The organism is Youngimonas ophiurae (nom. illeg.) (genome assembly GCF_049803795.1).
GTDB lineage: Bacteria > Pseudomonadota > Alphaproteobacteria > Rhodobacterales > Rhodobacteraceae > Thalassobius.
In genome coordinates this window covers 20,750-42,956 of the sequence record NZ_JBNAGJ010000003.1, presented here as the reverse complement: position 1 = coordinate 42,956, position 22,207 = coordinate 20,750, and the positions used below count along the sequence as shown (strand labels likewise).

The following is a 22,207-nucleotide window of genomic DNA, read 5'->3' as shown; positions in this document are numbered from 1 at the left end:
GCGCTTTGCTTTTTGCTGTTTATGAGCGGTTTTTCAACCACAAAGGCCCGTTAGCCACCCCAGATGTAGACGGCAGCGAAGAGGAACAGCCACACAACGTCCACAAAGTGCCAGTACCAGGCCGCGGCCTCAAAGCCGACGTGGGATTCGGGGGTGAAATGCCCCTTCAGGCCGCGCAGCATACATACGAACAGGAAGATGGTGCCAACGATTACGTGAAACCCGTGGAAACCCGTCGCCATGAAGAAGTTCGCACCATAGATGTTGCCCGAGAAGCCAAAGGCCGCGTGGGTGTATTCATACGCCTGGAACACGGTAAAGATCAGACCCAGAGCCACAGCCAGAGCCAGACCGTTGATCATGTCCTTGCGGTTGTTTTCATGCGCGATTGCGTGGTGCGCCCAGGTGGCCGCCGCGCCCGAGCACAGCAGGATCAGGGTGTTGATCAGCGGCAGGTGCCAGGGATCGAAGGTCTCGATGCCGGCGGGAGGCCAGACGCCATCGACGCGCGGGCTGTTTTCGCCCATCGGGTACATGGCGTGTTTGAAGAAGCTCCAGAACCAGGCGGCAAAGAACATCGCCTCGGACATGATGAACAGGATAAAGCCATACCGCAGGCCGATTTTCACCACCGGGGTGTGATCGCCGGTTTCACCTTCGTGCACGACCTCGGCCCACCAGCCGAACATGACATAAAGAACGCCGACAAAGCCGATCAGCAGCATCCAGGGCGATTCAGTGTGGAAATAGATCACCGCGCCGAACAGCATGATGAAACCCGCCAGCGACCCCAACAGGGGCCACAGGCTGGGGGGCAGAATGTGATAATCGTGGTTTTTTTCGTGCGCCATCGCGTTTCCCTCGTTGGAAGGCTTTTAGTTTAGGTTGCTCGGTTTGCCCGCGTCCAGCGCTGCGTGCTGTTCGGGCAGGTCGATTTCGTAGAATGTATAGGACAGGGTGATGTTGGACAGGTACTTGCCCTCGCGATCCTGAACGATTTCAGGATCCACATAGAAGCTGACGGGCATCATCACGCGCTCGCCAGGTTGCAGCACCTGCTCGGTAAAGCAGAAGCAGTCTATCTTGGTGAAAAACGGCCCCGCCGCATAGGGGGCAACATTATAGGACGCCTGCCCGGCCACGGGTTTATCGGTGGGGTTATAGGCCTCGTAGAAGGCCAGGCCGGTCTCGCCGATGCGAATCTCCATTTCACGCTGGACGGGTTTGAACTCCCACGGCATTCCGCGGGCCTTGGAGGCATCAAAGCGGACCTTGATGGTTTGCTCCAGGATCGTGTCCGAGCCCGCATCGGCCGTCTGCGTCACCCCGCCAAAGCCGGTGACACGGCAGAACCAGTCATAAAACGGCACCGAGGCCCAGGCCAGCGCGCCCATGGTCAGCACCACGGCCACCAGTTGCAGAACGGTTTTCTGTTTGCCTTCCATCGCCATCAGTTCTGCGCCTCCTGCGCGGCGGGTTTCGGGCCCAGACCGCCCGTTGTCACCTTGACCACGGTCAGACCAAAGACAATCGCGATAAAGGCAGCCAGCACCAGGCCGACGCCCAGATTGCGGCCAAAGCGGCGTTTGTGCAGCTCGTGTTCGACTTGGATCCCCATATTACCAGCCTCCCAGGCCATAGGGTTTCAGCGCGGCCTCGGCCAGGATCGCGCCGAAATGCAGGAACAGATACATCAGCGACAGTCCAAAGAAGGACTTCTCAAGCCGGTATTTATCCACCTTGGCCTGCTCTTCGTTGCGGCGCCAGATTTTCAGCGCGCCCAGCAGGAACAGCGCGTTCAGCACGACGGCCACGGTCAGGTAGATCGGCCCGCCGATCGAGGTAAAGCCCGCGCCAATCGCAATGGGGGCCAGCAGGATCGTGTAAATCAGGATATGGTTGCGGGTCACGCGGCGGCCGTGGGTGACGGTCAGCATGGGCACGCCCGCTTTTTCGTAATCCGAGTTCATGAACAGCGCCAGCGCCCAGAAATGGGGGGGCGTCCACATGAAGATCAGCATGAACATCAGCACCGATTCGACGCTGACACCGCCGGTCACGGCCGCCCAGCCGATCATCGGAGGAAACGCGCCCGCCGCGCCGCCGATCACGATATTCTGCGGGGTCCAGCGCTTCAGCCACATGGTGTAGACAACCGCGTAGAAGAAGATGGTAAAGGCCAGTAGCGCGCCTGCCACGATATTCGTGGCCAGCCACAGCATGATGCAGGAAAAGACCGAGAGGGTCAGGCCGATGGCCAGCGCCTCGTCCCCGGTGACTTTGCCCGAGGGGATAGGCCGCGAGGTGGTGCGTTTCATCACCGCATCAATATCGGCGTCCCACCACATGTTCAGCGCGCCCGAGGCACCGCCGCCCACCGCGATGAACAGCACGGCGCAAAAGGCAATGAACGGATGCACGCCGCCGGGCGCGGCCAGCAGGCCCACCAGCGCGGTGAAAACCACCAAAGACATCACGCGCGGTTTCAGCAGCGCGAAATAATCGCGGAAGCCGGCCTCGCCTGTCTGGGTTTCGGTATTGATGCTTGCGTCGCTCATGGTCTGCCTTCAGCGGCTGCAAACGCAGCCAGTCAGTGGGTCGAAGAGAGGACGCGCCCCGCCAAAGATGGCTAAGGGGGGCGCTGTCCGGTCCTTAGTCGGCCGCGGCCACGGTCAGAGTGCGCGGCGTGCCGGCGTATTCCTCAATCGCGCCGTCCAGCCAGGCCTCGTAGGCTTCTTGCGAGACAACCTTGACGGTGATCGGCATATAGGCGTGGTCCTTGCCGCACAGTTCCGAACACTGGCCAAAGTAGATGCCCTCTTTCTCGGCTTTGAACCACAGCTGGGCGATCCGGCCGGGCACGGCATCCTGTTTCACGCCAAAGGCGGGGATGGTCCACGAGTGGATCACATCGGCGCCGGTCACGTCCATGACGACAACCTTGTTCACCGGAATCACGACCTGAGTGTCGGTGGCCAGCAGGAATTCATCCTCGTTATAGCCGGCGCGGGTCAGCTTGGCTTTCATCGCGTCGCTCAGCACATAGGCCTGGGCGCCAGCGGCCTCGTCCTCGTCATCCATGGTGGCAGGCTGGCCGATCATGTACTGGTCAAACGCGAAATCGTGGTCGGTGTATTCGTAGCCCCAGTACCACTGATAGCCGGTGACTTTGATGTGAATGTCACCCTCGGGGATTTCCTGCTGCTTGAACAGAACCGGCAGCGAGAAGGCACCGATGAAAACCAGAATCACGATCGGGATGATGGTCCAGGCGATTTCCAGCGGCGAGTTATGGGTAAAGGTCGAAGGGTTCGGGTTGGCGCGGCGGTTGTAGCGCACGATCACGATCGCGATCAGGGCCACCACGAACAGCGTGATGATGGTGATGATCCACAGCAGCAGGTGGTCCAGCGATTGCAGGTCACGCGCCAGCTCGGTCACGGCCGGCTGAAAGCCCATCAGGCCAGATTGCGGTTTGCCAATGGTTTCCACGTCCTGCGCAAGGGCCGGGGCTGCGGTAAAGGCTGCGGCTGCCGCCAGAAGGCTGGAGTTCAGTTTCATATGTCACCCTGATCGGTTGAGGTGTTTGTTGTTCATTTCGATACCCGAACCAGATCGCATCAGGCCAGGCACAGGTAAAACCCGTTGTTTTGTCGCCGCTAGAAACCATATTCTCCTCCACAGAACAACAACGGCACTTGCGGCAAACGGACGCTTTATTTGATTTAGATCAAATTCCGGCCGCTGAAAAGACAGGAAAAACAGATATGAGCGATACGCCTTTTCGCCCCTTCGAGCAGTCTCTGGACCCCGGCAAAGCCCTTGATTTGCTGACCCAAGCCACCCAGGGCGCCGAAGACGGAGAGCTGTTCCTGGAGCGCCGCCGCTCTGAGGCGCTGGTGTTTGACGATGGCCGGATCAAGACCGCCAGCTATGATGCCTCCGAAGGGTTTGGCTTACGTTCGGTCAAAGGCGAAGTGGCCGGATATGCCCATTCCACCGAAATTTCCGAATCTGCGCTGCGCCGCGCCGTGGCCACCGCGCGTCTGGCCGTGGGCGAGGGCGGCGGCACGCTGGCCGTGGCGCCTCGGGCCACGAATACGCGGCTTTATACGGATTCGGATCCGATCAGCGGCGTCGATTTCCCCGCCAAGCTGGACACGCTGCGCCAGATGGATGCCTATGCGCGCGGGCTGGACAAACGGGTGGTGCAGGTGACGGCCAGTATCTCGGCCGCGCTGCAAGAGGTGGAAATCCTGCGCCCCGAGGGCACCCGCCTGCGCGATGTGCGCCCGATGACGCGGGTCAATGTGTCGGTGATCGTGGAACAGGACGGGCGGCGTGAAACCGGCACGGCGGGGGGCGGCGGGCGTGTCAGCCTGACCGGGCTGCTGGATCCGGCCGACTGGCAGGCCAAAACCCGCGAAGCGCTGCGAATCGCTCTGGTCAACCTAGAGGCCGAACCCGCCCCGGCCGGCGTCATGGACGTGGTTCTGGGCCCCGGCTGGCCCGGCATCCTGCTGCACGAGGCCGTCGGCCACGGGCTGGAAGGCGACGCGAATCGCAAGGGCTCTAGCATTTTCGCAGGGATGATGGGGCAGCAGGTGGCCGCCAGGGGCGTCACCGTGCTGGACGATGGCACGATCCCGAACCGGCGCGGCTCTCTTTCCTTTGACGATGAGGGCACGCCCTCGGGCAAGAACACCCTGATCGAGGACGGCATTCTGGTGGGCTTTATGCAGGACCGGCAGAACGCCCGGCTGATGGGGGTCAGCCCTACGGGCAACGGGCGGCGCGAATCCTTTGCCCATACGCCGATGCCACGCATGACCAACACCTATATGATGGGCGGCGACGCGCACCCCGCCGACATCGTGGCCGATCTGAAGGACGGGATTTACGCTGTTGGATTCGGCGGCGGGCAGGTGGATGTCACCAACGGCAAATTCGTCTTTTCCTGCACCGAGGCATACCGCGTGAAAAACGGCCAGATCGGCGCGCCCGTCAAAGGAGCCACGCTGATCGGCGACGGCGCCACCGCGTTGAAACAGATTCGCGCTCTGGGCAACGATATGGCGCTGGATCCGGGCCTGGGCAATTGCGGTAAAGCCGGCCAATGGGTGCCGGTGGGCGTGGGTCAGCCGACCGTGATGATCGGCGGGCTGACAGTGGGCGGCGCGGCGGCCTAAGGCCCCTGCCCCTTTGAAATCATGCGCGGCACCCCGATGTGCCGCGCCATCTGTTTTACGGTCATTCTGAATTAAATCTGAACTTATCGTTTTGGTTTACCCGTCATTAACCGCCTTGCCGCTAAACCTGATTCTGCAAGACGGCGAGGCTACGATGACCGAACACTATCATCCTTCCACTCACCCCCCACTCCCACCCACCACGGAAGATGAGAGGATTTCGTGGCTTCGCCTCTTGCGATCCAGACGGGTCGGCCCCGCGACGTTCCGCCGGCTGCTGGAAGAGCACGGCACGGCCGCCGCCGCGCTTGAGGCTCTGCCCGAGGTCGCCCGCGCCGCTGGTGTGACCGAATACACCCCCTGCCCCGAAGGCGTCGCCATCGCCGAACTGAAAGCTGCCCGTGCCTGCGGGGCCCGGATGCTGTGCCAGGGGGCCGCCGATTATCCTCGGGCGCTGTCCGAGATTTCAGATGCACCGCCCGTTCTGTGGGCCATCGGGAACCTGGATGTCCTGAACCGCCCGATGATCGCGATGGCCGGGGCGCGCAATGCCTCGTCTTTGGGGACGCGCATGTCCAAATCCCTGGCCAAGGATCTGGCCCGCCGGGGCTATGTCACCGTTTCGGGGCTGGCCCGCGGGATCGACACCGCAGCCCATCTGGCCACGCTGGAAAGCGGCACCGTGGCCGTGATGGCGGGTGGGGCCGATGTGATTTACCCGGCCGAGAATACCCGCCTGGGCGAAGATATCGCCAAAACCGGCCTGCGCCTGTCTGAACAGCCCTTTGGGATGCCGCCGCAGGCGCGCCATTTCCCGCGCCGGAATCGGATCATCTCGGGGCTGGCCCAGGCCCTGGTGGTGGTCGAGGCCGCCGCCAAATCGGGCAGTCTGATTACCGCCAAGAACGCGCTGGATCAGGGCCGCGAGGTGCTGGCAGTGCCCGGCCACCCCCTGGACGCGCGCGCCGCTGGCTGCAACATGCTGATCCGCGACGGTGCCCGCCTGGTCCGCAACGCCGAAGACATCCTCGAAGCGCTGCCCCCCCTCGAATCTGCGCAGCCCGTTCAGCAAGAACTGCAACTGGCCGATCTGCCCAATCCCCCCGAACGGCGCAGTTTGCGCGAAACGGCCGACCTTCACAGCTTGATTCTGGGTCGCCTTGGCCCCTCTCCCATGGCCGAGGACCAGCTGATCCGCGATCTGGGCCGGGGGGCGGGCTCGGTCACGCCTGCCTTGACCGATCTGGAACTGGACGGCAAGATCAAGCGCCAGCCCGGCGGGCTTTTGTCACTGGTGCCTTAAGAATACGCGCCCAAAGGGCGCGTTCGACACAAACCACAACACCGCATTGACAAACCCCCTTTACGACCCACATTTTCCGCCGCCATACGCTGAGATGCGAGTCGAAAGGAATTTTTCATGCCCGTTGTCGTTGTCGAATCCCCTGCCAAGGCCAAAACCATTAACAAATACCTGGGGTCCGACTACACCGTTCTTGCATCCTACGGGCACGTCCGCGACCTGCCCGCCAAGAACGGCTCGGTCGATACGGACCATGATTTCGACATGACCTGGGAGGTCGGCACCGACAGCCGCAAACATGTCAAAGCCATCGCCGACGCGCTGAAACAGGATAACGCGCTGATCCTGGCGACTGACCCCGACCGCGAAGGCGAGGCGATCAGCTGGCACCTGGAAGAGACCCTGCGCAAGCGCCGCGCCATCAAAAAGGACACGCCGGTCAGCCGCGTGGTGTTCAACGCGATCACCAAATCCGCCGTGACCGAGGCCATGCAGAACCCACGCGAAATTGACCAGCCGCTGGTGGATGCCTATCTGGCCCGCCGCGCGCTGGACTATCTGGTGGGGTTCAATCTCAGCCCCGTGTTGTGGCGCAAACTGCCCGGCGCGCGCAGCGCGGGCCGGGTGCAATCGGTCTGTCTGCGCCTGATCGTCGAACGCGAGATGGAGATCGAGGCCTTCAACCCGCGTGAATACTGGTCGGTCAAGGCGCTTTTGGCCTCGCCTCGTGGTCAGGAATACGAGGCCCGGCTGACCGTTCTGGCCGGCGACAAGCTGGATAAATACAGCATTGAAAACGAAACCCAGGCCGAACTGGCCGTGCAGGCGATCAACAGCCGCGATCTGACGATCCAGTCGGTCGAAGCCAAACCCGCCAGCCGCAACCCCGCCGCGCCTTTCATGACCTCGACCCTGCAACAAGAGGCCAGCCGCAAATTCGGCATGGGCGCCCGCCAGTGCATGAGCGCGGCTCAGCGGCTCTATGAGGCTGGTTATATTACCTATATGCGGACCGACGGGATCGACATGGCCCCCGAGGCCGTCAGCGCCGCGCGCGATGCCATCGCCGATCGCTATGGCGCGGAATATGTGCCCTCCAGCCCGCGGATCTATAAAAACAAGGCCAAAAACGCCCAGGAAGCGCACGAATGTATCCGCCCCACGGATATGACGCGCGACGTGGACGGGCTGAAAGTGGCCGATGCCGATCAGAAAAAGCTGTATGATCTGATCTGGAAACGGACCCTGGCCTGCCAGATGGAGGCCGCCCGGATGGAGCGCACCACCGTCGATATCGGCAGCAGCGACGGCCAGGTCGGCCTGCGCGCCACCGGACAGGTGATGCTGTTTGACGGCTTTATGCGCGTCTACGAAGAGGGGCGTGATGACGCCGCCGTGGACGATGACGACAAGCGCCTGCCGCAGCTGGCCCAGGGCGAGCCCGCCGACAAACGCAAAATCAGCCCCGAGCAGCACTTCACCCAGCCTCCGCCCCGCTATACCGAGGCCACTCTGGTCAAGAAGATGGAAGAGCTCGGCATCGGCCGCCCCTCAACCTACGCCAGCGTGATCACCACGATCCAGGACCGCGAATATGTCCGCAAGGACAAGAATCGCCTCTTCCCCGAGGATAAGGGCCGAATCGTTACGATTTTCCTGCTGAATTTCTTCCGTCAGTACGTCGGCTATGAATTCACCGCGAATCTGGAAGAGCAGCTGGATGACGTCTCTGCCGGTGATCGCGACTACAAAGAAGTGCTGGGCCGATTCTGGCGCGATTTTTCCGCCGCAATCGCCGAAACCAGCGATCTGCGTATCGCCGAGGTGCTGGATATTCTGGACGAGGCGCTGGCTCCGCAACTGTACCCCCCGCGCGAGGATGGCAGCGATCCGCGCATCTGCCCCAAATGCGGCACCGGGCAATTGCACCTGAAAACCTCGCGCACGGGCGGGTTTGTGGGCTGCGGCAACTATCCTGAATGCACCTATACGCGCCCCATCGCGGGCGAAGGCGCGGATGGCGACGAACGTCTGCTGGGCGAGGATGCGGGCGATGAAATCTGGCTGAAAGCCGGCCGTTTCGGCCCCTACGTGCAGCGCGGCGAACCCACGCCTGAGAATAAAAAACCCCCGCGCGCCTCGCTGCCGCGCGGCTGGAACAAGGACGATATGGACCTGGATAAGGCCCTGACGCTGCTGTCCTTGCCGCGTGAAATTGGCGATCACCCCGATGGCGGCATGATCAGCACCAATTTCGGCCGCTTCGGGCCTTACGTGATGCACAAGGGCCCCGAGGATGCGAAACCCGTCTATGTGAACCTCAAGGATCCGAACGATGTGTTCGAGCTTGGCATGAACCGCGCCGTGGAACTGCTGGCGGAAAAACGCGCGAATCCCGGACGCGGGCGCGGGGCTGCGGCCAAGGCACTGAAAGAACTGGGTGAGCACCCCGAATCGGGCGGGCCGGTCAACATCATGGAAGGGCGCTATGGCCCTTACGTGAAATGGGAAAAGGTGAACGCCACCCTGCCCAAGGACACTGATCCCAAAGACGTCACCATGGAAATGGCCGTCGCCCTGATCGCAGAGAAAACGGCCAAGAAGAAACCCGCACGCAAAACCGCCGCGAAAAAGAAGGCCCCCGCCAAGACAACCAAGGCAAAAACGGCCAAGGCAAAAACGACCAAAGCCAAAGCCGCCAAGCCCAAGGAATAGGCGATTCTGAGGCTTCTCGTATTTCTACGTATTGGAATACGTAGTCGGGGGGCGTAGAACCGCCCTCAGACCGGCGCGCGACGCTGGGGAAATCCCCAGCGCGCCGTCATTTTGGGTTTGAGGGAGACATCCATGAAGAAAGTCTACGCAAACGCCGCCGAGGCCCTGGACGGGCTGCTGGAGGACGGCATGTTGATCGCCGCAGGGGGCTTTGGCCTGTGCGGCATTCCGGAACTGCTGCTTGAGGCCATCAAGCAATCGGGCGTGAAGAATCTGACCTTTGCCTCGAATAATGCGGGCGTGGACGATTTCGGCATCGGCATCCTGCTGCAAACCAAGCAGGTCAAGAAGATGATCTCGTCCTATGTGGGCGAAAACGCAGAATTCATGCGTCAGTACCTGTCGGGCGAACTGGAGCTGGAATTCAACCCCCAAGGCACTCTGGCCGAACGGATGCGCGCCGGCGGCGCTGGCATCCCCGGTTTCTATACCAAAACCGGCGTGGGCACCGTGATTGCCGAGGGCAAGGACGTGAAAACCTGGAACGGTCAGGATTACATTCTGGAAGAGGGCATTTTCGCCGATCTGGCCATCGTCAAGGCCTGGAAAGCGGATGAAACCGGCAACCTGATCTTCCGCAAGACCGCGCGCAACTTCAACCTGCCCGCCGCCACCTGCGGCAAGGTCTGCGTGGTCGAGGTTGAGGAAATCGTGCCCACCGGCTCTTTGGATCCCGACGCGATCCACCTGCCGGGCATCTACGTGCACCGCATCATTCAGGGCGACCACGAAAAACGTATCGAACAGCGCACCGTGCGCAAGCGGGAGGAAGCATAATGCCCTGGGATCGTAACCAAATGGCGGCCCGCGCCGCACAAGAACTGCAAGACGGCTGGTATGTGAACCTCGGGATCGGCATCCCGACCTTGGTGTCGAACTACATCCCCGAAGGCGTTGAGGTCACGCTGCAATCGGAAAACGGGATGCTGGGCATGGGCCCTTTCCCCTATGAAGGCGAAGAAGACCCCGACCTGATCAACGCCGGCAAGCAGACCATCACCGAGCTGCCTCAGACCGCGTATTTCGACAGCGCGCAGTCCTTCGCGATGATCCGCGGCGGCAAGATCGCCATGGCGATTCTGGGCGCGATGGAAGTGGCCGAAAACGGCGATCTGGCCAACTGGATGATCCCCGGCAAACTGGTCAAGGGCATGGGCGGCGCGATGGATCTGGTGGCCGGCGTTGGCCGCGTGGTCGTCGTGATGGATCACACCAACAAGCATGGCGATTCCAAGGTGCTGAAGGAATGCACCCTGCCGTTGACCGGCAAATCGGTGGTCGATCGCATCATCACCAACCTGGGCGTTCTGGACGTGGTCGAGGGCGGCCTGAAAATCGTCGAATGCGCCGAGGGCGTGACCGAGGAAGAACTGCGCGCCGCAACCGAGGCAACCATCGTCTGATCCTCTTTGATTCAACAGGCAAGGCCCGGCCCCCTACGGCCGGGCCTTGTGCGTCAGCACAGCCCTTGCAGTATGCGTCAGCGCAGCCCCTGAAGCAGGAAAAGCGCCGCCATGACACATAGAATACTGCCCAGAATACGGTTGAACACCCGGCGGCGGGCGGCGGTATTCAGCCAACGCTCGGCCTGCGCGCCGAACAGCGCCCAACTGCCAACCCCCACAAAACAAGCGACAAAATACATCGCCACAAACGCCCAAAGCGCGCCAGGGCTGTCTTGCAAATCGAACAGCGAGACCGAGGCCAGACACGCGCCCCAGGCCTTGGGGTTCAGCCATTGCAACGCGGCCCCCTGCCAGGCCGAGGGCACCGGCGCGGCAGCCGCGTCCTGTGCGCCATCGGATCGCAGCAGGCCGACACCGAAATACAGGATCAGCCCCGCGCCCAACACGGCCAGGACGTCAAAAACCGCCTGCGCCTGATCCGCCACCGCCTGCGCGCCCAACCCGATCAGCGCCAGCAGCAGCGTAAACCCCGCCGTTGCTCCGAACACGAATCCCAGAGCGCTGCGGGCCCCGTGATTCAGCCCGGTGGACAGGGTAATCAGGTTCACCGGACCTGGCGCAACAGACAGCGTCAGGGCGAATACAAGCTTGGCGAAAATATCGGTCACGCGGGGCCTCATTGGGTTTTGAACCGATCTAGCAAACCTCAGGCCGACGCGTTAGGCTGACCAATATGTACAGACTGATCGAATAATCTGAACAATGATCGACCGTTTAAAATCCTTGGCCGTGTTTGCGGAAACCGTGCGGCAGGGCTCTTTTCGGGGGGCCGCGGCAGCGCTGGATCTGGCGCCCTCAGCTGTCAGCTATCACGTCAGCGCGCTGGAATCAGAGCTGGGGCGCCCGTTGCTCTATCGCTCCACGCGGCGGCTGAGCCTGACAGAGGACGGGCGCGCGCTGTTCACGGCGGCCCAGGACATGCTGAACGCCGCGCAGCGCGGCCTGCATCAGGTGCGCACCCCCGATGGCGGCCTGTCCGGTACGCTGCGCATCACGCTGACCTCGGCGCTGGCGCATTCTTTTCTGTCCACGCATATCGCGCAATTCGCCCTGGATCATCCGCAGGTCGAGCTGACGCTGAACTATGATCGCCGGCACGCCGACCTGATCGCGGATCGCTTTGATCTGGCCTTCCGAACCGGAGAGATGCAAAGCTCGGCGCTGACTTGCAAACGCATCTGGACGATGCCCCGCGCTTTGGTGGCCAGCCCCGAATTTCTGCGGCGCGTTCCCAGGCTGGAGCAGCCGGGCGATCTGTCTAATCTGTGCTGGATCCGCTTCGAACGCCTGCCAGCCAAACGCCGGATGACCCATCGCGACGGACGCCAGGTGCAGGTCGCGCAATCGGGCAATGTGGTGGTGGACAGTATCGAGGCAATGACGGATCTGGCGGTGCTGGGCGTCGGCGTCGCGTCGCCCCCCGCGCATTTCGTCAGGGCGCAATTGCAAACCGGAGAGCTGCGGCCAGTGCTGCCCGGCTGGTCGGTCGATCCGATGCCTGTCCATGCCGTGTGGCCCAACACCAAAATCCGCAATCCGATCACGCAGGCGTTTCTGGACGGGCTGCCCCGGCCGCCATCTAGCGCGGCAGGTTGAACACGCAGCCGTCCGAAATCAGCTGCGGAGGCGTCCGGCACAGCCCCCGCGCGGCGGCATAAGCGGCCAGAACCTTGGGCACATAGGCCCGCGTTTCGGGGAATGGCGGCACGCCGGCATGTTTGCGCACAGCGTTTTCCCCGGCGTTATAGGCGGCCAGCGCCAGGATCGGGTCGCCGTCAAATTCGGTCAGCAGCCAGTCCAGATAGGCCGTGCCGCCCTTGATGTTCTGCGCGGGTTCAAGCGCATCCGAAACCCCGAACCGATCCGCGGTGGCCGGGATCAACTGCATCAGCCCTTCGGCCCCGGCCCCGCTGACCGCATCCGCGCGCCCGCCCGATTCCACCGCGATCACCGCCAGAACCAAGGCCGGCGAAACCCCGGTGCCGACCGTGTTCAACAGCAGCTCGGCATTCCGTTCGCGGGCAATCCGCAGCAAGGTCTGCAAACGCGGGGCCGCCACCCCCGTACCCGCCGGCGGGTTGGCCAGGTGAATCAAGGCCGGCTCCAGCCGCCCCGGCCCACTGGCAGCCAGCTCGGGCGAGACATGCTGCCAGAACCAGTCATATGCCGTGGCCGTCGCAGCGGGGGCAGTGGCCATCGCGGTGGCTTGTGGCTGCACCTGCGCGGGTTTGGGCGCAATCTGCACGGTGATGCGTTTGCCGCTGCCACTGGGCGGCTTTACCCGTTTGAATGTGAAATCGGGAAAAGGTGCCGGGGTTTCGGCACCTGAACTGCCTGCCATCAACAGCGCCAGCACGGCGCCGCACAGCCGTTTCGCGGTTTTCATGGTTCTGCTGCTCGGTTTGTTTTGTCCAAGTGTCTCAGAAAACGGGCCCACAAGCCAGAGTGGAGCCGGATTTGCCGCCCCAATTCGGGATTTTCTGCCACAATCAGCGGTTCGCGGCCAGCCGCCCGGCGCCCTGCATGAAAAATTATCGTTTATTTTCAAATGTATGAAGGATTTCTTAACGATTTTTACTAAAACAACATTTTTGCTGAAATCGCGCCCCACTCTCGCCCAAATCGGGTGGCTAATTATGAGCATACCACGACGGAGCGGGCACAGAGAGAGGCAGCCCACTGTCGCCGGGGTGGGAAACTGAGCAACCTATTTCAAAGGACTAACACCATGATCAAGTTCATCAAAAACTTCCGCAAAGACGAAAACGGCGCCGTGACTGTTGACTGGGTCGTTCTGACCGCAGCCGTCGTGGGCCTGGGCGTTGCAGCCTTCACCGCAGTTGAAACCTCCACCTCGGGCCTGACCACCGAGATGACGACTGCCCTGAACTCGGCCGACGCCACCACCACCATCGGCTCGTAAGCCGGGGCGGGCCGCACCGGCCTGACGTGAGATTTGAAAGAGCCGCGCATGTCGCGGCTCTTTTTATGAAAGCCGACATATACGTCGGATTTTATCAATCGGATGAAATTTCGCCCTATTTGCGCCCGGCTTTCGACAATGGGTTCAATCATCCTAGCGGAACGGCGGGGCACCCGCGCACAGGTAAGATCACTGCCAGAGAGGGTTACACGAATGGCACTACGGAAACTGAAATTCAGCAAAGACGAAAATGGTGCCGTCACCATTGACTGGGTTGTGATCACCGCCGGCATCATCGGCCTGATCATCGCCATCGTGCCCCTGGTCGAAGAACCCGTCGGCACGGTCAGCGGACGCACTCAGACCGCTTTGAACACGGCTGACGCCACCACGACCTTTGGCAGCTAACGCGCAAACCGGGCACGGAAAAGTTCTCTAATTTCCTCGAAATCGGTCTGATCCTGCCCAACTCCGGCCAGAATTGAACATCAATCTTCAACCATACCGCAGCGACGGGGCAAGTGAGAGAGGCCCGAAACGCCGAGGCGGTCCAACCAAACTCCGAAGGGACAAAACCATGATCAAGTTCATCAAAAACTTCCGCAAAGACGAAAACGGCGCCGTGACTGTTGACTGGGTCGTTCTGACCGCAGCCGTCGTGGGCCTGGGCGTTGCAGCCTTCACCGCAGTTGAAACCTCCACCTCGGGCCTGACCACCGAGATGACGACTGCCCTGAACTCGGCCGACGCCACCACCACCATCGGCTCGTAAGCCGGGGCAGGCCACACCGGCCTGACGTGAGATTTGAAAGAGCCGCGCATGTCGCGGCTCTTCTTGATTCCGGGGCCCACACCAAGGGCCGCGCAGAAACCCGAGATGCCGCGAAAAGGATTAAGAAATTCTTCAGAATTGTACCAATCGCGCCCAAATCTCGCCTGAATCGGGTGGCTAATTATACCCATGCCAAGGAGGCAGCAGGACGGAAACAGAGAGAGCCCAGACTGCACCACGCCACCCTGGAAGACACTGAAACCTAGACTAATCCTGAAGGGACAAAACCATGATCAAGTTCATCAAAAACTTCCGCAAAGACGAAAACGGCGCCGTGACTGTTGACTGGGTCGTTCTGACCGCAGCCGTCGTGGGCCTGGGCGTTGCAGCCTTCACCGCAGTTGAGACCTCCACCTCGGGCCTGACCACCGAGATGACGACTGCCCTGAACTCGGCCGACGCCACCACCACCATCGGCTCGTAAGCCGGGGCAGGCCACACTGGCCTGACGTGAGATTTGAAAGAGCCGCGCCCGTCGCGGCTCTTTTTATGTGGGGTCGCCAAACTGTCCCCTACCCGGCCACATTCCGCCACAATCGGCTGCTACATCTGACAGCTGAAACCCGGCATGACCGGATTCGAGGCAGAAGAATAACGAAAGGAAAAGACATGCGTGCAGTCTTTGGACTTGTTCTGATCGCAGGGCTGGCCCTGGCAGGCTTCGCCGTCTACATGGCCAAGAATTACATCTCGGACTTCCAGACGCAGCTGGCCCATGCCAATGCCGCCCAGGCCGAGGTGATCAAAACCGTCGATGTCATCGTTGCCAAACGCGCGCTGCGCTATGGCGAGTCGCTGAAAACCGAGGACGTCCGGTTCGTGAAATGGCCCGAACAAGCGATGCCCGAGGGGGCCTTCCTGACGGCGGATTCACTGTTCCCGGACCCTAAAAACCCCGACATGCGCCGCGTGGTGCTGCGGGCGATGGAACCCAACGAACCCATCCTGGCCATCAAAGTCACCGAACCGGGGGAAGACGCGGGCCTGACCTCGCGGCTGAAACCGGGGATGCGCGCCTTTACGATCAAGGTGGACGTGGCCACGGGGGTTTCGGGCTTCCTGCGCCCTGGGGATGTCGTGGATGTCTACTGGACCGGCGAAGTGCCCGGCGTGGTGATGAACGACCGCCGCGAATTCACCAAGCTGATCCAGCCCAATATCAAGCTGATCGCCGTGGACCAGACCGCCAATGGCGACAAAACCGAGGCCGAGATCGCCCGTACCGTCACCGTGTCGGCGAACTCGCAGCAGGTGGCCGCGCTGGCTCAGGCGCAATCCACCGGCCGTCTGTCGCTGGCCCTGGTCGGCGCCGAGGATGACAGCATCGCCCAATCGGTCGAGGTGGACATGCGGTCTTTGCTGGGTCTGAAGGACGAGGCCCCGGTGATCGAACAGCAGATCGCCAAGAAAGAAGAGGTCTGCACGATCAAGACGCGCCGCGGTTCGAACGTGGTGGAAATTCCGATCCCCTGCACCAACTAAGCACGCAGTGTGCAGCAGATCGCAGAACATGCGGGGCGGCCATAGCCTGGTCGTCCCGTTGCATTTTCGCCGCAGAATTTCGGGGGCGGTCCGCAGTTTCACATCAGAATCGCGCTCGAACCCATTGATTCTTGCAAAGTTTCCCGTTTTCGCGCATGGTGGCGGGAAATACGGGCGCAAAGACCCATTTCCGAGGCGTGATCGAAGAGGCAGGTCACATGAAAATCGCGACGTTTTTCCAAGCAGCCACTCTGGGGCTGTCCCTGGCATTTGCTGTTAGCAGCATCCCCGCTCCGGTGCAGGCCGAGACATTGCGCGTTGTCAAACGCGGAACGTCCTCTTCGCTGAATGTACCGATGAACCGGGCTATCGTGGTCGAGAGCGACTCTCCTTTCGCCGAGCTGTCCATCGCCAACCCCGAGATTGCGGATATTTCCTCTTTGTCGGATCGCACGATCTATGTGCTGGGCAAATCGCCCGGTATCACCACGCTGACGATTCTGGATGCCTCGGGGCGGTTGATGACGAACGTGGATGTTGTGGTGGCCGCCGACATCACCGAATTCAAGGAACGCCTGCGGCAGATCCTGCCCGGCGAGAAAATCGAGGTCCGCACCGCCAATGACGGCATCGTCCTGTCGGGCACCGTGTCGTCCTCGGCGCGGCTGCAACGGGCGCTGGACCTGGCTGAACGCTATGCCCCGCAACGCGTGTCCAACCTGATGAGCGTCGGCGGCGTGCAACAGGTCATGCTGAAAGTCCGCTTCGCCGAGATGGAGCGCAACGTGTCCAAATCGCTTAGCACCTCATTGGCGCTGGATGGCGGTATCCTGGGCGGGAATGCCAATGTTTCGGGCGGGACAAACACCAATAACAACTCGGGCTCGCAGGGCAATTCGCTGGGCGGCGTGATCCCCTCCACCTCTGAAGCAAACGGTGCCATGCTGTTCGGTTTCTCGGCCGGGTCGGTCGAAGTGGGCGTGCTGCTGGAAGCACTGGAAACCAAAGGCGTCGTGCGCACCCTGGCCGAACCGAACCTGACCGCGCTGTCGGGCCAGGAGGCCAAGTTCCTGGCGGGCGGCGAATATCCCATCCCGGTTGCGCAGGATAACGGCTCGGTCACGGTTGAATTCAAACCCTTCGGTGTCGAGCTGAACTTCATCCCCCGTGTGGTGGACGGCGATCTGATCAACCTAGAGCTAGAGGCCGCCGTGTCCTCGGTGGATCCGACGAACGGGTTTACCTCGAACGCCTTTACCATTGATGCGTTCCGCCGCCGCGAAACCTCGACCACGGTGGAAATGCGCGATGGCGAAAGCTTTGCGATTGCCGGGCTTTTGCAGGATGAATTCATCGACACCAACGGCCAGGTGCCGTGGCTGGGCGACATCCCGATCCTGGGCACGCTGTTCCGCAGCGCGCAGTATCAGCGCTCGCAGTCTGAGCTGGTGATCATCGTCACCGCCCATCTGGTGACCCCGACCCGCGGCGAGGTTCTGGCCCTGCCGACCGACCGCATCACCCCGCCCTCGGAAAAAGACCTGTTCCTGAACGGCAAGGTCGCCCGCGACAACAGCCGCCGCCTGAAAGGTGCCGCCGGCGAGGTCGCCCGGCAGGATTTCAGCGGCTCTTATGGCTATGTGATGGATTGATATGATGCCCAAACGTCCGGTTCTTTTGCCCACCCTTCTGATTGGCAGCGCGCTCGCGCTCAGCGGCTGCGCAGGCACCAAGTCCTACTCGACCTTCACCCGCGAGGCCGGGGCGTTGATCGCCGGGGGCGACTTTGGCAACGCGACCATGAACAACACCCAGATCATGAGCGGCGAGCGCGGCTATGTCGTTGATCTGGCACGCCGTTTTGACGCTGACGTTGGCTCGACCGTGAATTTTGCGTTCAATTCCTCGCAGTTGGATCAGGCCGCGCGCACCGCGTTGCGCCAGCAGGCCAGCTGGATCAAGCAATTCCCCGAGGTCCGGTTCCGCGTCTATGGGCACACCGATGCGGTGGGCTCTCAGGGATATAACCAGCGCCTGGGCCTGCGCCGCGCGCGCGCCGTGGTGAACTATCTGGTTGCGCAGGGCATCGGCCGCTCGCGGCTTGAGGCCGTGGTCTCGCATGGGGAAACCCAGCCGCTGATCGTGACCGAAGGGCGCGAGCGTCGCAACCGCCGCACCGTCACCGAAGTCAGCGGTTTCGTAAAGCGCCATGCGTCGCTTCTGGATGGGAAATACGCCGAGGTCATCTATCGCGAATACATCGCATCGGCCAAGCCCCCCAGCACACTGGGCGGCATCCAGGGCACGGAATTCCAGACCACCCAATAATCTGAACAATCCGGCCGATTCCCCGGAATAGTCAAAAGATTTCCAACAATTACGATCTTTTGGCCCTATTTCCGCCCAAGTTGGCAACGATCTTAGCCTCAATGGGATTGGTGCGTTCCGCATGTTGGAACGCGGCAAGCACAGTTTGGGGCAAAAACAGAACAAAACCTGCGCTCCGGCTGTTGCTTGTGAACCTGAAAAGGAAGACGAGGCAATGACGAGTGAAGCCAACCTGCAACCCGAGGCAAGCCCCCTGCTGGCTTGTACCATCAGCCGGGACGTGCAGAATTTCGATCTGCTGATCGAAGACATGGAGGCTCTGCTAGGGGAAAGCTGGGGCGACCTGGGCTTTGCCGATGCGTTGCCGTTTTTCCAGCAGCCCGATTCGGAACCTCTTGAATTCGTGGCGATCGCCATCGATTCCGAAGACGAAGACAACCTGATCCTGCTGGGGGAAATCATCAGCCAGGCCAAGCAGCGCGACATCAAGGTGGTGCTGATCGCCGATGATGTCAGCCCCGCCGCGCTGCACCAGCTGCTGCGCCAGGGGGCCGATGAATTCGTGCCCTACCCGCTGCCGGAAAATGAGCTGAGCGCGGCTGTGGAACGTCTGCGCACTCCCGAACCCGAGATACAATACCACCCCGAACAACCCGCCGCCCCGGCCAAATCCTCCCATGATCGCGAGGGCGTTCTGATCGCCGTTCACGGGCTGGCGGGCGGCACGGGCGCCACCACTCTGGCTGTGAATCTGGGCTGGGAACTGGTGCAGGCCGCCAAGAAAGGGGAAACTCCCCCGCGCGTCTGCGTGCTGGATTTCGATCTGCAATTTGGCTCGGTCGCGACTTATTTCGATCTGCCCCGCCGGGATGCGGTGTTTGAAATGCTGTCGGATACCGAGGCCATGGACGATGACGTGTTCATGCAGGCCTTGATGTCCTTCGAAGACAAAATTCATGTGCTGACCGCGCCGGCGGATATCATCCCGCTGGATCTGATCACCTCAGAGGACATCATGCGCGTGATCGAAATGGCGCGTCGGCACTTTGACTATGTCATCGTGGATATGCCCAAAACCCTGGTCGTCTGGACCGAGGCCGTGCTGAACGCCGCCCATGTCTATTTCGCCACGCTGGAAATGGACATGCGCTCGGCCCAGAACGCGCTGCGCCTGAAACGCGCCCTGCAATCCGAGGATCTGCCCTTTGACAAGCTGCGCTTTGTTCTGAACCGCGCCCCGAAATTCACCGATCTAAGCGGAAAATCCCGCATCAAGCGCCTGGCCGAAAGCCTGGGCATCTCGATTGACCTGCAAATGCCGGATGGGGGCAAAGCCGTCACCCAAGCCGGCGATCACGGCCTGCCGCTGGCTCAGAGCGCCAGCAAAAATCCGTTGCGCAAGGAAATCGCCAAGCTTGCCCAATCGCTGCATGAGCTGGGCGAACAAGAAGCCATCGCCAGCTAAGGACCAGAGGACAGACCATGTTTTCGCGTTACAAAAAGCCCGCAGGCACCAAACAGCCCGGCCCTCAGGCCGCCAAACCCGCCGATGCGCCCAAGACCGCCCCGGTTGGAGAGGCCCCGGTCAAGCCGGTGGTGATCCGCAAACCCATGCCCAAGGCCGCCGCGCAGGCCCCCGCCGCCGATAAGGAACGCAAGCGCAAGGAACGCCTGTCTGAAATCAAGCTGGAACTGCACCGCGCCCTGCTGGACAACCTGAACCTGGCCGCGCTGGAGACCGCCTCTGAGGCCGAGCTACGTTCGGAAATCAGCGCCATCACCTCGGAGATCCTTGAGGAAAAGGGCATCGTGCTGAACCGCGAGGATCGCACGACGCTGAACCAGGAACTGTTTGACGAGGTCACCGGCCTGGGCCCGCTGGAAACCCTGCTAAAGGACGAATCCGTCAACGATATTCTGGTGAACGGGCCGCAGCGGATTTTTGTGGAACGCTCGGGCAAGCTGGAGCTGACCGACATCACCTTCAAGGACGAAAAGCACCTGCTGCGGATCATCGACAAGATCGTGTCCGCCGTGGGCCGCCGCGTCGATGAATCGAACCCTTACGTTGACGCCCGTCTGGCCGATGGCTCGCGCTTCAACGCCATGGTGCCCCCGATTGCGGTGGACGGCAGCCTGGTGTCCATTCGTAAGTTCAAAAAGGAAAAGCTGGGCATTGATGACCTGGTGCGTTTCGGCGCCTTTTCCGAAGAAATGGCCGCCTATCTACAGGCCGCCGTGGCCACGCGTCTGAATGTGATCGTGTCGGGTGGTACGGGGTCTGGTAAAACCACCACGCTGAACGCGCTGTCCTCGTTCATTGATAATTCGGAACGGATCCTGACGATCGAGGACACGGCAGAACTTCAGCTGCAACAGGTACATGTGGGCCGGATGGAATCGCGCCCGCCCAACGTCGAAGGCAAGGGCGAGGTCAGCCAGCGCGATTGTCTGCGCAACGCGCTGCGGATGCGCCCGGACCGGATCATCGTGGGCGAAACCCGCGGCGAAGAGGTGATCGACATGCTGCAAGCCATGAACACCGGCCACGACGGCTCGATGACCACGATCCACGCCAACTCGGCCCGCGATGGTGTCAGCCGTCTGGAAAACATGATCGCCATGGCCGGGATCGAAATGCCGATCAAGGCCGTGCGCAGCCAGATCTCCAGCGCTGTGAACCTGATCGTGCAGGCCTCGCGTCTGCAAGACGGCTCGCGCCGGATGACCTCGATCACGGAAATCACCGGGATGGAGGGCGACGTGATCTCGATGCAAGAGGTGTTCCGCTTCCAGCGCGTCGGCCTGACCCCGGACAACAAGATCATGGGGCATTTCACCGCGACCGGAGTGCGCTCGCACTTCTCGGAACGCTTCCGCCTGTGGGGCTATGACCTGCCCCCGTCCATCTTTGAACCTGTCGCAGCGGAGTAACGCCCATGGCCATTTCAATGGAACCCCTCATTTACGGCCTGATCTTCGTCGGCGTGCTGGTGCTGGTCGAGGGCGTCTACCTGACGGTCTTTGGCCGCTCGATCAGCCTGAACAACCGGGTGAACCGCCGGCTGGAGATGCTGGAGAAAGGCAACAACCGATCCGAAGTGATGGAGACGCTCCGCAAGGAGATGAGCCAGCACATGAAGTCCCGCTCGATCCCGATCTATGCCATTCTGGCGGACCGGGCGCAAAAGGCGGCGATTGCCTTTACCCCCACGCAGTTGATCATCATGATGGGCGTGCTGGGCGTGGTGGCCTTTATCGGGCTGACCGTGGGCACCGAAACCTCGGTGCCGGTGCGGGCGGCGGTTTCCGCCGGGATGGGCATTGGCGGCATCTATTTCTGGGTGAACTCCAAGGCCAAGAAACGCATGGGCATGATCGAAGAACAGCTGCCCGACGCGGTGGAGCTGATGGTGCGGTCCTTGCGTGTGGGGCATCCGTTCAGCTCGGCCATTCAGATCGTCGCCAAAGAAGTGGCAGACCCCCTGGCCACCGAGTTCGGCATGATCGCAGACGAGGCACAGTACGGCCGCGACGTGGGCGAGGCTCTGAAAGACATGGCCGAGCGTCTGGACATGCAGGATCTGCGGTTCCTGGCCGTGGCCGTGACCATCCAGCAGCAATCGGGCGGTAACCTGGCCGAGATTCTCTATGGTCTGGCGCAGGTGATCCGCGCGCGCTTCAAGCTGTTCCGCCGCGTCAAAGCCATCACCGCCGAGGCCCAGTGGTCCGGCAACTTTCTGTCCGCCTTCCCCGTGCTGGCGCTGATCGCGATCAACGTGATGGACCCGAACTACTATGACAACGTGCTGGATCACTATCTGTTCGTGCCCGCCTGTATCGCGGTTGGCCTGTTTCTGGGCGCCAACCTGATCATCATGCGGATGCTGGTGAACATCAAAGTCTGAG

23 protein-coding genes are annotated in these 22,207 nt (G+C 61.5%); 16 read left to right on the top strand and 7 right to left on the bottom strand.

The window, feature by feature from the left end:
* Window positions 1-50: 50 nt before the first annotated feature.
* The 5 genes from ACP15O_RS07920 to coxB form a co-directional block, all read right to left on the bottom strand.
* The gene (locus tag ACP15O_RS07920; protein ID WP_425095528.1) at window positions 51-851 is read right to left on the bottom strand and encodes a cytochrome c oxidase subunit 3; all 801 of its coding nucleotides are present in this window, start codon (window positions 849-851) and stop codon (window positions 51-53) included.
* 24 nt (window positions 852-875) lie between these two features.
* Complete coding sequence (locus tag ACP15O_RS07915; RefSeq protein WP_425095527.1) at window positions 876-1,451, bottom strand: cytochrome c oxidase assembly protein; 576 nt, start codon at window positions 1,449-1,451, stop codon at window positions 876-878.
* Window positions 1,451-1,618 carry a hypothetical protein gene (locus ACP15O_RS07910; protein ID WP_425095526.1) on the bottom strand — a complete coding sequence of 56 codons (168 nt, stop codon included), beginning with the start codon at window positions 1,616-1,618 and terminating at the stop codon, window positions 1,451-1,453. Before ACP15O_RS07910 ends, ACP15O_RS07915 begins: the two co-directional genes overlap by 1 nt.
* Window position 1,619: 1 nt before the next feature.
* Window positions 1,620-2,558, bottom strand: coding sequence for a heme o synthase (gene cyoE / locus ACP15O_RS07905; RefSeq protein WP_425095525.1), 939 nt, complete (start codon window positions 2,556-2,558; stop codon window positions 1,620-1,622).
* A 94-nt stretch (window positions 2,559-2,652) separates the two neighbouring features.
* Window positions 2,653-3,561: a cytochrome c oxidase subunit II gene (coxB, locus tag ACP15O_RS07900; protein ID WP_425095524.1), complete on the bottom strand. Its 909-nt coding sequence runs from the start codon at window positions 3,559-3,561 to the stop codon at window positions 2,653-2,655.
* A 206-nt stretch (window positions 3,562-3,767) separates the two neighbouring features.
* Here coxB and tldD point away from each other — a divergent pair, with 206 nt between their 5' ends.
* From tldD to ACP15O_RS07875, 5 genes are all read left to right on the top strand, one after another.
* On the top strand, window positions 3,768-5,189 hold the full coding sequence (gene tldD, locus ACP15O_RS07895) for a metalloprotease TldD (RefSeq protein WP_425095523.1): 1,422 nt from the start codon (window positions 3,768-3,770) through the stop codon (window positions 5,187-5,189).
* 154 nt (window positions 5,190-5,343) lie between these two features.
* Complete coding sequence (gene dprA, locus ACP15O_RS07890) at window positions 5,344-6,492, top strand: DNA-processing protein DprA (RefSeq protein WP_425095522.1); 1,149 nt, start codon at window positions 5,344-5,346, stop codon at window positions 6,490-6,492.
* A gap of 117 nt (window positions 6,493-6,609) precedes the next feature.
* Entirely contained in the window at window positions 6,610-9,207 is a 2,598-nt protein-coding gene (gene topA / locus ACP15O_RS07885) for a type I DNA topoisomerase (RefSeq protein ID WP_425095521.1), read from the top strand.
* A gap of 132 nt (window positions 9,208-9,339) precedes the next feature.
* Window positions 9,340-10,044 carry a CoA transferase subunit A gene (locus ACP15O_RS07880; protein WP_425095520.1) on the top strand — a complete coding sequence of 235 codons (705 nt, stop codon included), beginning with the start codon at window positions 9,340-9,342 and terminating at the stop codon, window positions 10,042-10,044.
* The gene (locus ACP15O_RS07875) at window positions 10,044-10,670 is read left to right on the top strand and encodes a CoA transferase subunit B (RefSeq protein ID WP_425095519.1); all 627 of its coding nucleotides are present in this window, start codon (window positions 10,044-10,046) and stop codon (window positions 10,668-10,670) included. Before ACP15O_RS07880 ends, ACP15O_RS07875 begins: the two co-directional genes overlap by 1 nt.
* A gap of 77 nt (window positions 10,671-10,747) precedes the next feature.
* Here the strand turns inward: ACP15O_RS07875 and ACP15O_RS07870 are convergent, their stop codons facing one another.
* Window positions 10,748-11,341 carry a LysE family translocator gene (locus ACP15O_RS07870; RefSeq protein ID WP_425095518.1) on the bottom strand — a complete coding sequence of 198 codons (594 nt, stop codon included), beginning with the start codon at window positions 11,339-11,341 and terminating at the stop codon, window positions 10,748-10,750.
* Between the two features lie 94 nt (window positions 11,342-11,435).
* On the opposite strand from ACP15O_RS07870, the gene ACP15O_RS07865 reads away from it, so the two are divergent.
* Window positions 11,436-12,329, top strand: a complete 894-nt coding sequence (locus ACP15O_RS07865) for a LysR family transcriptional regulator (protein WP_425095517.1) — start codon at window positions 11,436-11,438, stop codon at window positions 12,327-12,329.
* On the opposite strand, the gene ACP15O_RS07860 is transcribed toward ACP15O_RS07865, so the two are convergent.
* Complete coding sequence (locus ACP15O_RS07860; RefSeq protein ID WP_425095516.1) at window positions 12,313-13,119, bottom strand: lytic transglycosylase domain-containing protein; 807 nt, start codon at window positions 13,117-13,119, stop codon at window positions 12,313-12,315. The genes ACP15O_RS07865 and ACP15O_RS07860 overlap by 17 nt on opposite strands.
* 342 nt (window positions 13,120-13,461) lie before the next feature.
* Between ACP15O_RS07860 and ACP15O_RS07855 the strand changes: the two genes are divergently transcribed.
* From ACP15O_RS07855 to ACP15O_RS07810, 10 genes are all read left to right on the top strand, one after another.
* Window positions 13,462-13,656 (top strand): hypothetical protein, encoded by a 195-nt coding sequence (locus ACP15O_RS07855; RefSeq protein ID WP_425095514.1) that lies wholly within the window; start codon window positions 13,462-13,464, stop codon window positions 13,654-13,656.
* Window positions 13,657-13,869: 213 nt separating this feature from the next.
* Entirely contained in the window at window positions 13,870-14,064 is a 195-nt protein-coding gene (locus tag ACP15O_RS07850) for a hypothetical protein (protein WP_425095515.1), read from the top strand.
* A 169-nt stretch (window positions 14,065-14,233) separates the two neighbouring features.
* Window positions 14,234-14,428 carry a hypothetical protein gene (locus ACP15O_RS07845; RefSeq protein WP_425095514.1) on the top strand — a complete coding sequence of 65 codons (195 nt, stop codon included), beginning with the start codon at window positions 14,234-14,236 and terminating at the stop codon, window positions 14,426-14,428.
* A gap of 289 nt (window positions 14,429-14,717) precedes the next feature.
* A complete protein-coding gene (locus tag ACP15O_RS07840; RefSeq protein ID WP_425095514.1) occupies window positions 14,718-14,912 on the top strand; it encodes a hypothetical protein in 195 nt (64 codons plus the stop codon).
* A 185-nt stretch (window positions 14,913-15,097) separates the two neighbouring features.
* Window positions 15,098-15,970, top strand: coding sequence for a Flp pilus assembly protein CpaB (cpaB, locus tag ACP15O_RS07835; protein ID WP_425095513.1), 873 nt, complete (start codon window positions 15,098-15,100; stop codon window positions 15,968-15,970).
* Between the two features lie 218 nt (window positions 15,971-16,188).
* Window positions 16,189-17,622: a type II and III secretion system protein family protein gene (locus ACP15O_RS07830; protein ID WP_425095512.1), complete on the top strand. Its 1,434-nt coding sequence runs from the start codon at window positions 16,189-16,191 to the stop codon at window positions 17,620-17,622.
* A 4-nt stretch (window positions 17,623-17,626) separates the two neighbouring features.
* On the top strand, window positions 17,627-18,298 hold the full coding sequence (locus ACP15O_RS07825; RefSeq protein ID WP_425095511.1) for an OmpA family protein: 672 nt from the start codon (window positions 17,627-17,629) through the stop codon (window positions 18,296-18,298).
* 214 nt (window positions 18,299-18,512) lie between these two features.
* The gene (locus ACP15O_RS07820) at window positions 18,513-19,763 is read left to right on the top strand and encodes a CpaE/TadZ family protein (RefSeq protein ID WP_425095510.1); all 1,251 of its coding nucleotides are present in this window, start codon (window positions 18,513-18,515) and stop codon (window positions 19,761-19,763) included.
* 17 nt (window positions 19,764-19,780) lie between these two features.
* Window positions 19,781-21,232 carry a TadA family conjugal transfer-associated ATPase gene (locus tag ACP15O_RS07815; RefSeq protein ID WP_425095509.1) on the top strand — a complete coding sequence of 484 codons (1,452 nt, stop codon included), beginning with the start codon at window positions 19,781-19,783 and terminating at the stop codon, window positions 21,230-21,232.
* Between the two features lie 5 nt (window positions 21,233-21,237).
* Window positions 21,238-22,206, top strand: a complete 969-nt coding sequence (locus ACP15O_RS07810) for a type II secretion system F family protein (protein ID WP_425095508.1) — start codon at window positions 21,238-21,240, stop codon at window positions 22,204-22,206.
* Window position 22,207 lies beyond the last annotated feature (1 nt).

Bases quoted from the DNA above. Each gene is read 5' to 3' on its own strand.
- ACP15O_RS07920 (WP_425095528.1), bottom strand. From the start codon at position 851: ATGGCGCACGAAAAAAACCACGATTATCACATTCTGCCCCCCAGCCTG.
- ACP15O_RS07915 (WP_425095527.1), bottom strand. From the start codon at position 1,451: ATGGCGATGGAAGGCAAACAGAAAACCGTTCTGCAACTGGTGGCCGTG.
- ACP15O_RS07910 (WP_425095526.1), bottom strand. From the start codon at position 1,618: ATGGGGATCCAAGTCGAACACGAGCTGCACAAACGCCGCTTTGGCCGC.
- cyoE (WP_425095525.1), bottom strand. From the start codon at position 2,558: ATGAGCGACGCAAGCATCAATACCGAAACCCAGACAGGCGAGGCCGGC.
- coxB (WP_425095524.1), bottom strand. From the start codon at position 3,561: ATGAAACTGAACTCCAGCCTTCTGGCGGCAGCCGCAGCCTTTACCGCA.
- tldD (WP_425095523.1), top strand. From the start codon at position 3,768: ATGAGCGATACGCCTTTTCGCCCCTTCGAGCAGTCTCTGGACCCCGGC.
- dprA (WP_425095522.1), top strand. From the start codon at position 5,344: ATGACCGAACACTATCATCCTTCCACTCACCCCCCACTCCCACCCACC.
- topA (WP_425095521.1), top strand. From the start codon at position 6,610: ATGCCCGTTGTCGTTGTCGAATCCCCTGCCAAGGCCAAAACCATTAAC.
- ACP15O_RS07880 (WP_425095520.1), top strand. From the start codon at position 9,340: ATGAAGAAAGTCTACGCAAACGCCGCCGAGGCCCTGGACGGGCTGCTG.
- ACP15O_RS07875 (WP_425095519.1), top strand. From the start codon at position 10,044: ATGCCCTGGGATCGTAACCAAATGGCGGCCCGCGCCGCACAAGAACTG.
- ACP15O_RS07865 (WP_425095517.1), top strand. From the start codon at position 11,436: ATGATCGACCGTTTAAAATCCTTGGCCGTGTTTGCGGAAACCGTGCGG.
- ACP15O_RS07860 (WP_425095516.1), bottom strand. From the start codon at position 13,119: ATGAAAACCGCGAAACGGCTGTGCGGCGCCGTGCTGGCGCTGTTGATG.
- ACP15O_RS07855 (WP_425095514.1), top strand. From the start codon at position 13,462: ATGATCAAGTTCATCAAAAACTTCCGCAAAGACGAAAACGGCGCCGTG.
- ACP15O_RS07850 (WP_425095515.1), top strand. From the start codon at position 13,870: ATGGCACTACGGAAACTGAAATTCAGCAAAGACGAAAATGGTGCCGTC.
- ACP15O_RS07845 (WP_425095514.1), top strand. From the start codon at position 14,234: ATGATCAAGTTCATCAAAAACTTCCGCAAAGACGAAAACGGCGCCGTG.
- ACP15O_RS07840 (WP_425095514.1), top strand. From the start codon at position 14,718: ATGATCAAGTTCATCAAAAACTTCCGCAAAGACGAAAACGGCGCCGTG.
- cpaB (WP_425095513.1), top strand. From the start codon at position 15,098: ATGCGTGCAGTCTTTGGACTTGTTCTGATCGCAGGGCTGGCCCTGGCA.
- ACP15O_RS07830 (WP_425095512.1), top strand. From the start codon at position 16,189: ATGAAAATCGCGACGTTTTTCCAAGCAGCCACTCTGGGGCTGTCCCTG.
- ACP15O_RS07825 (WP_425095511.1), top strand. From the start codon at position 17,627: ATGCCCAAACGTCCGGTTCTTTTGCCCACCCTTCTGATTGGCAGCGCG.
- ACP15O_RS07820 (WP_425095510.1), top strand. From the start codon at position 18,513: ATGACGAGTGAAGCCAACCTGCAACCCGAGGCAAGCCCCCTGCTGGCT.
- ACP15O_RS07815 (WP_425095509.1), top strand. From the start codon at position 19,781: ATGTTTTCGCGTTACAAAAAGCCCGCAGGCACCAAACAGCCCGGCCCT.
- ACP15O_RS07810 (WP_425095508.1), top strand. From the start codon at position 21,238: ATGGCCATTTCAATGGAACCCCTCATTTACGGCCTGATCTTCGTCGGC.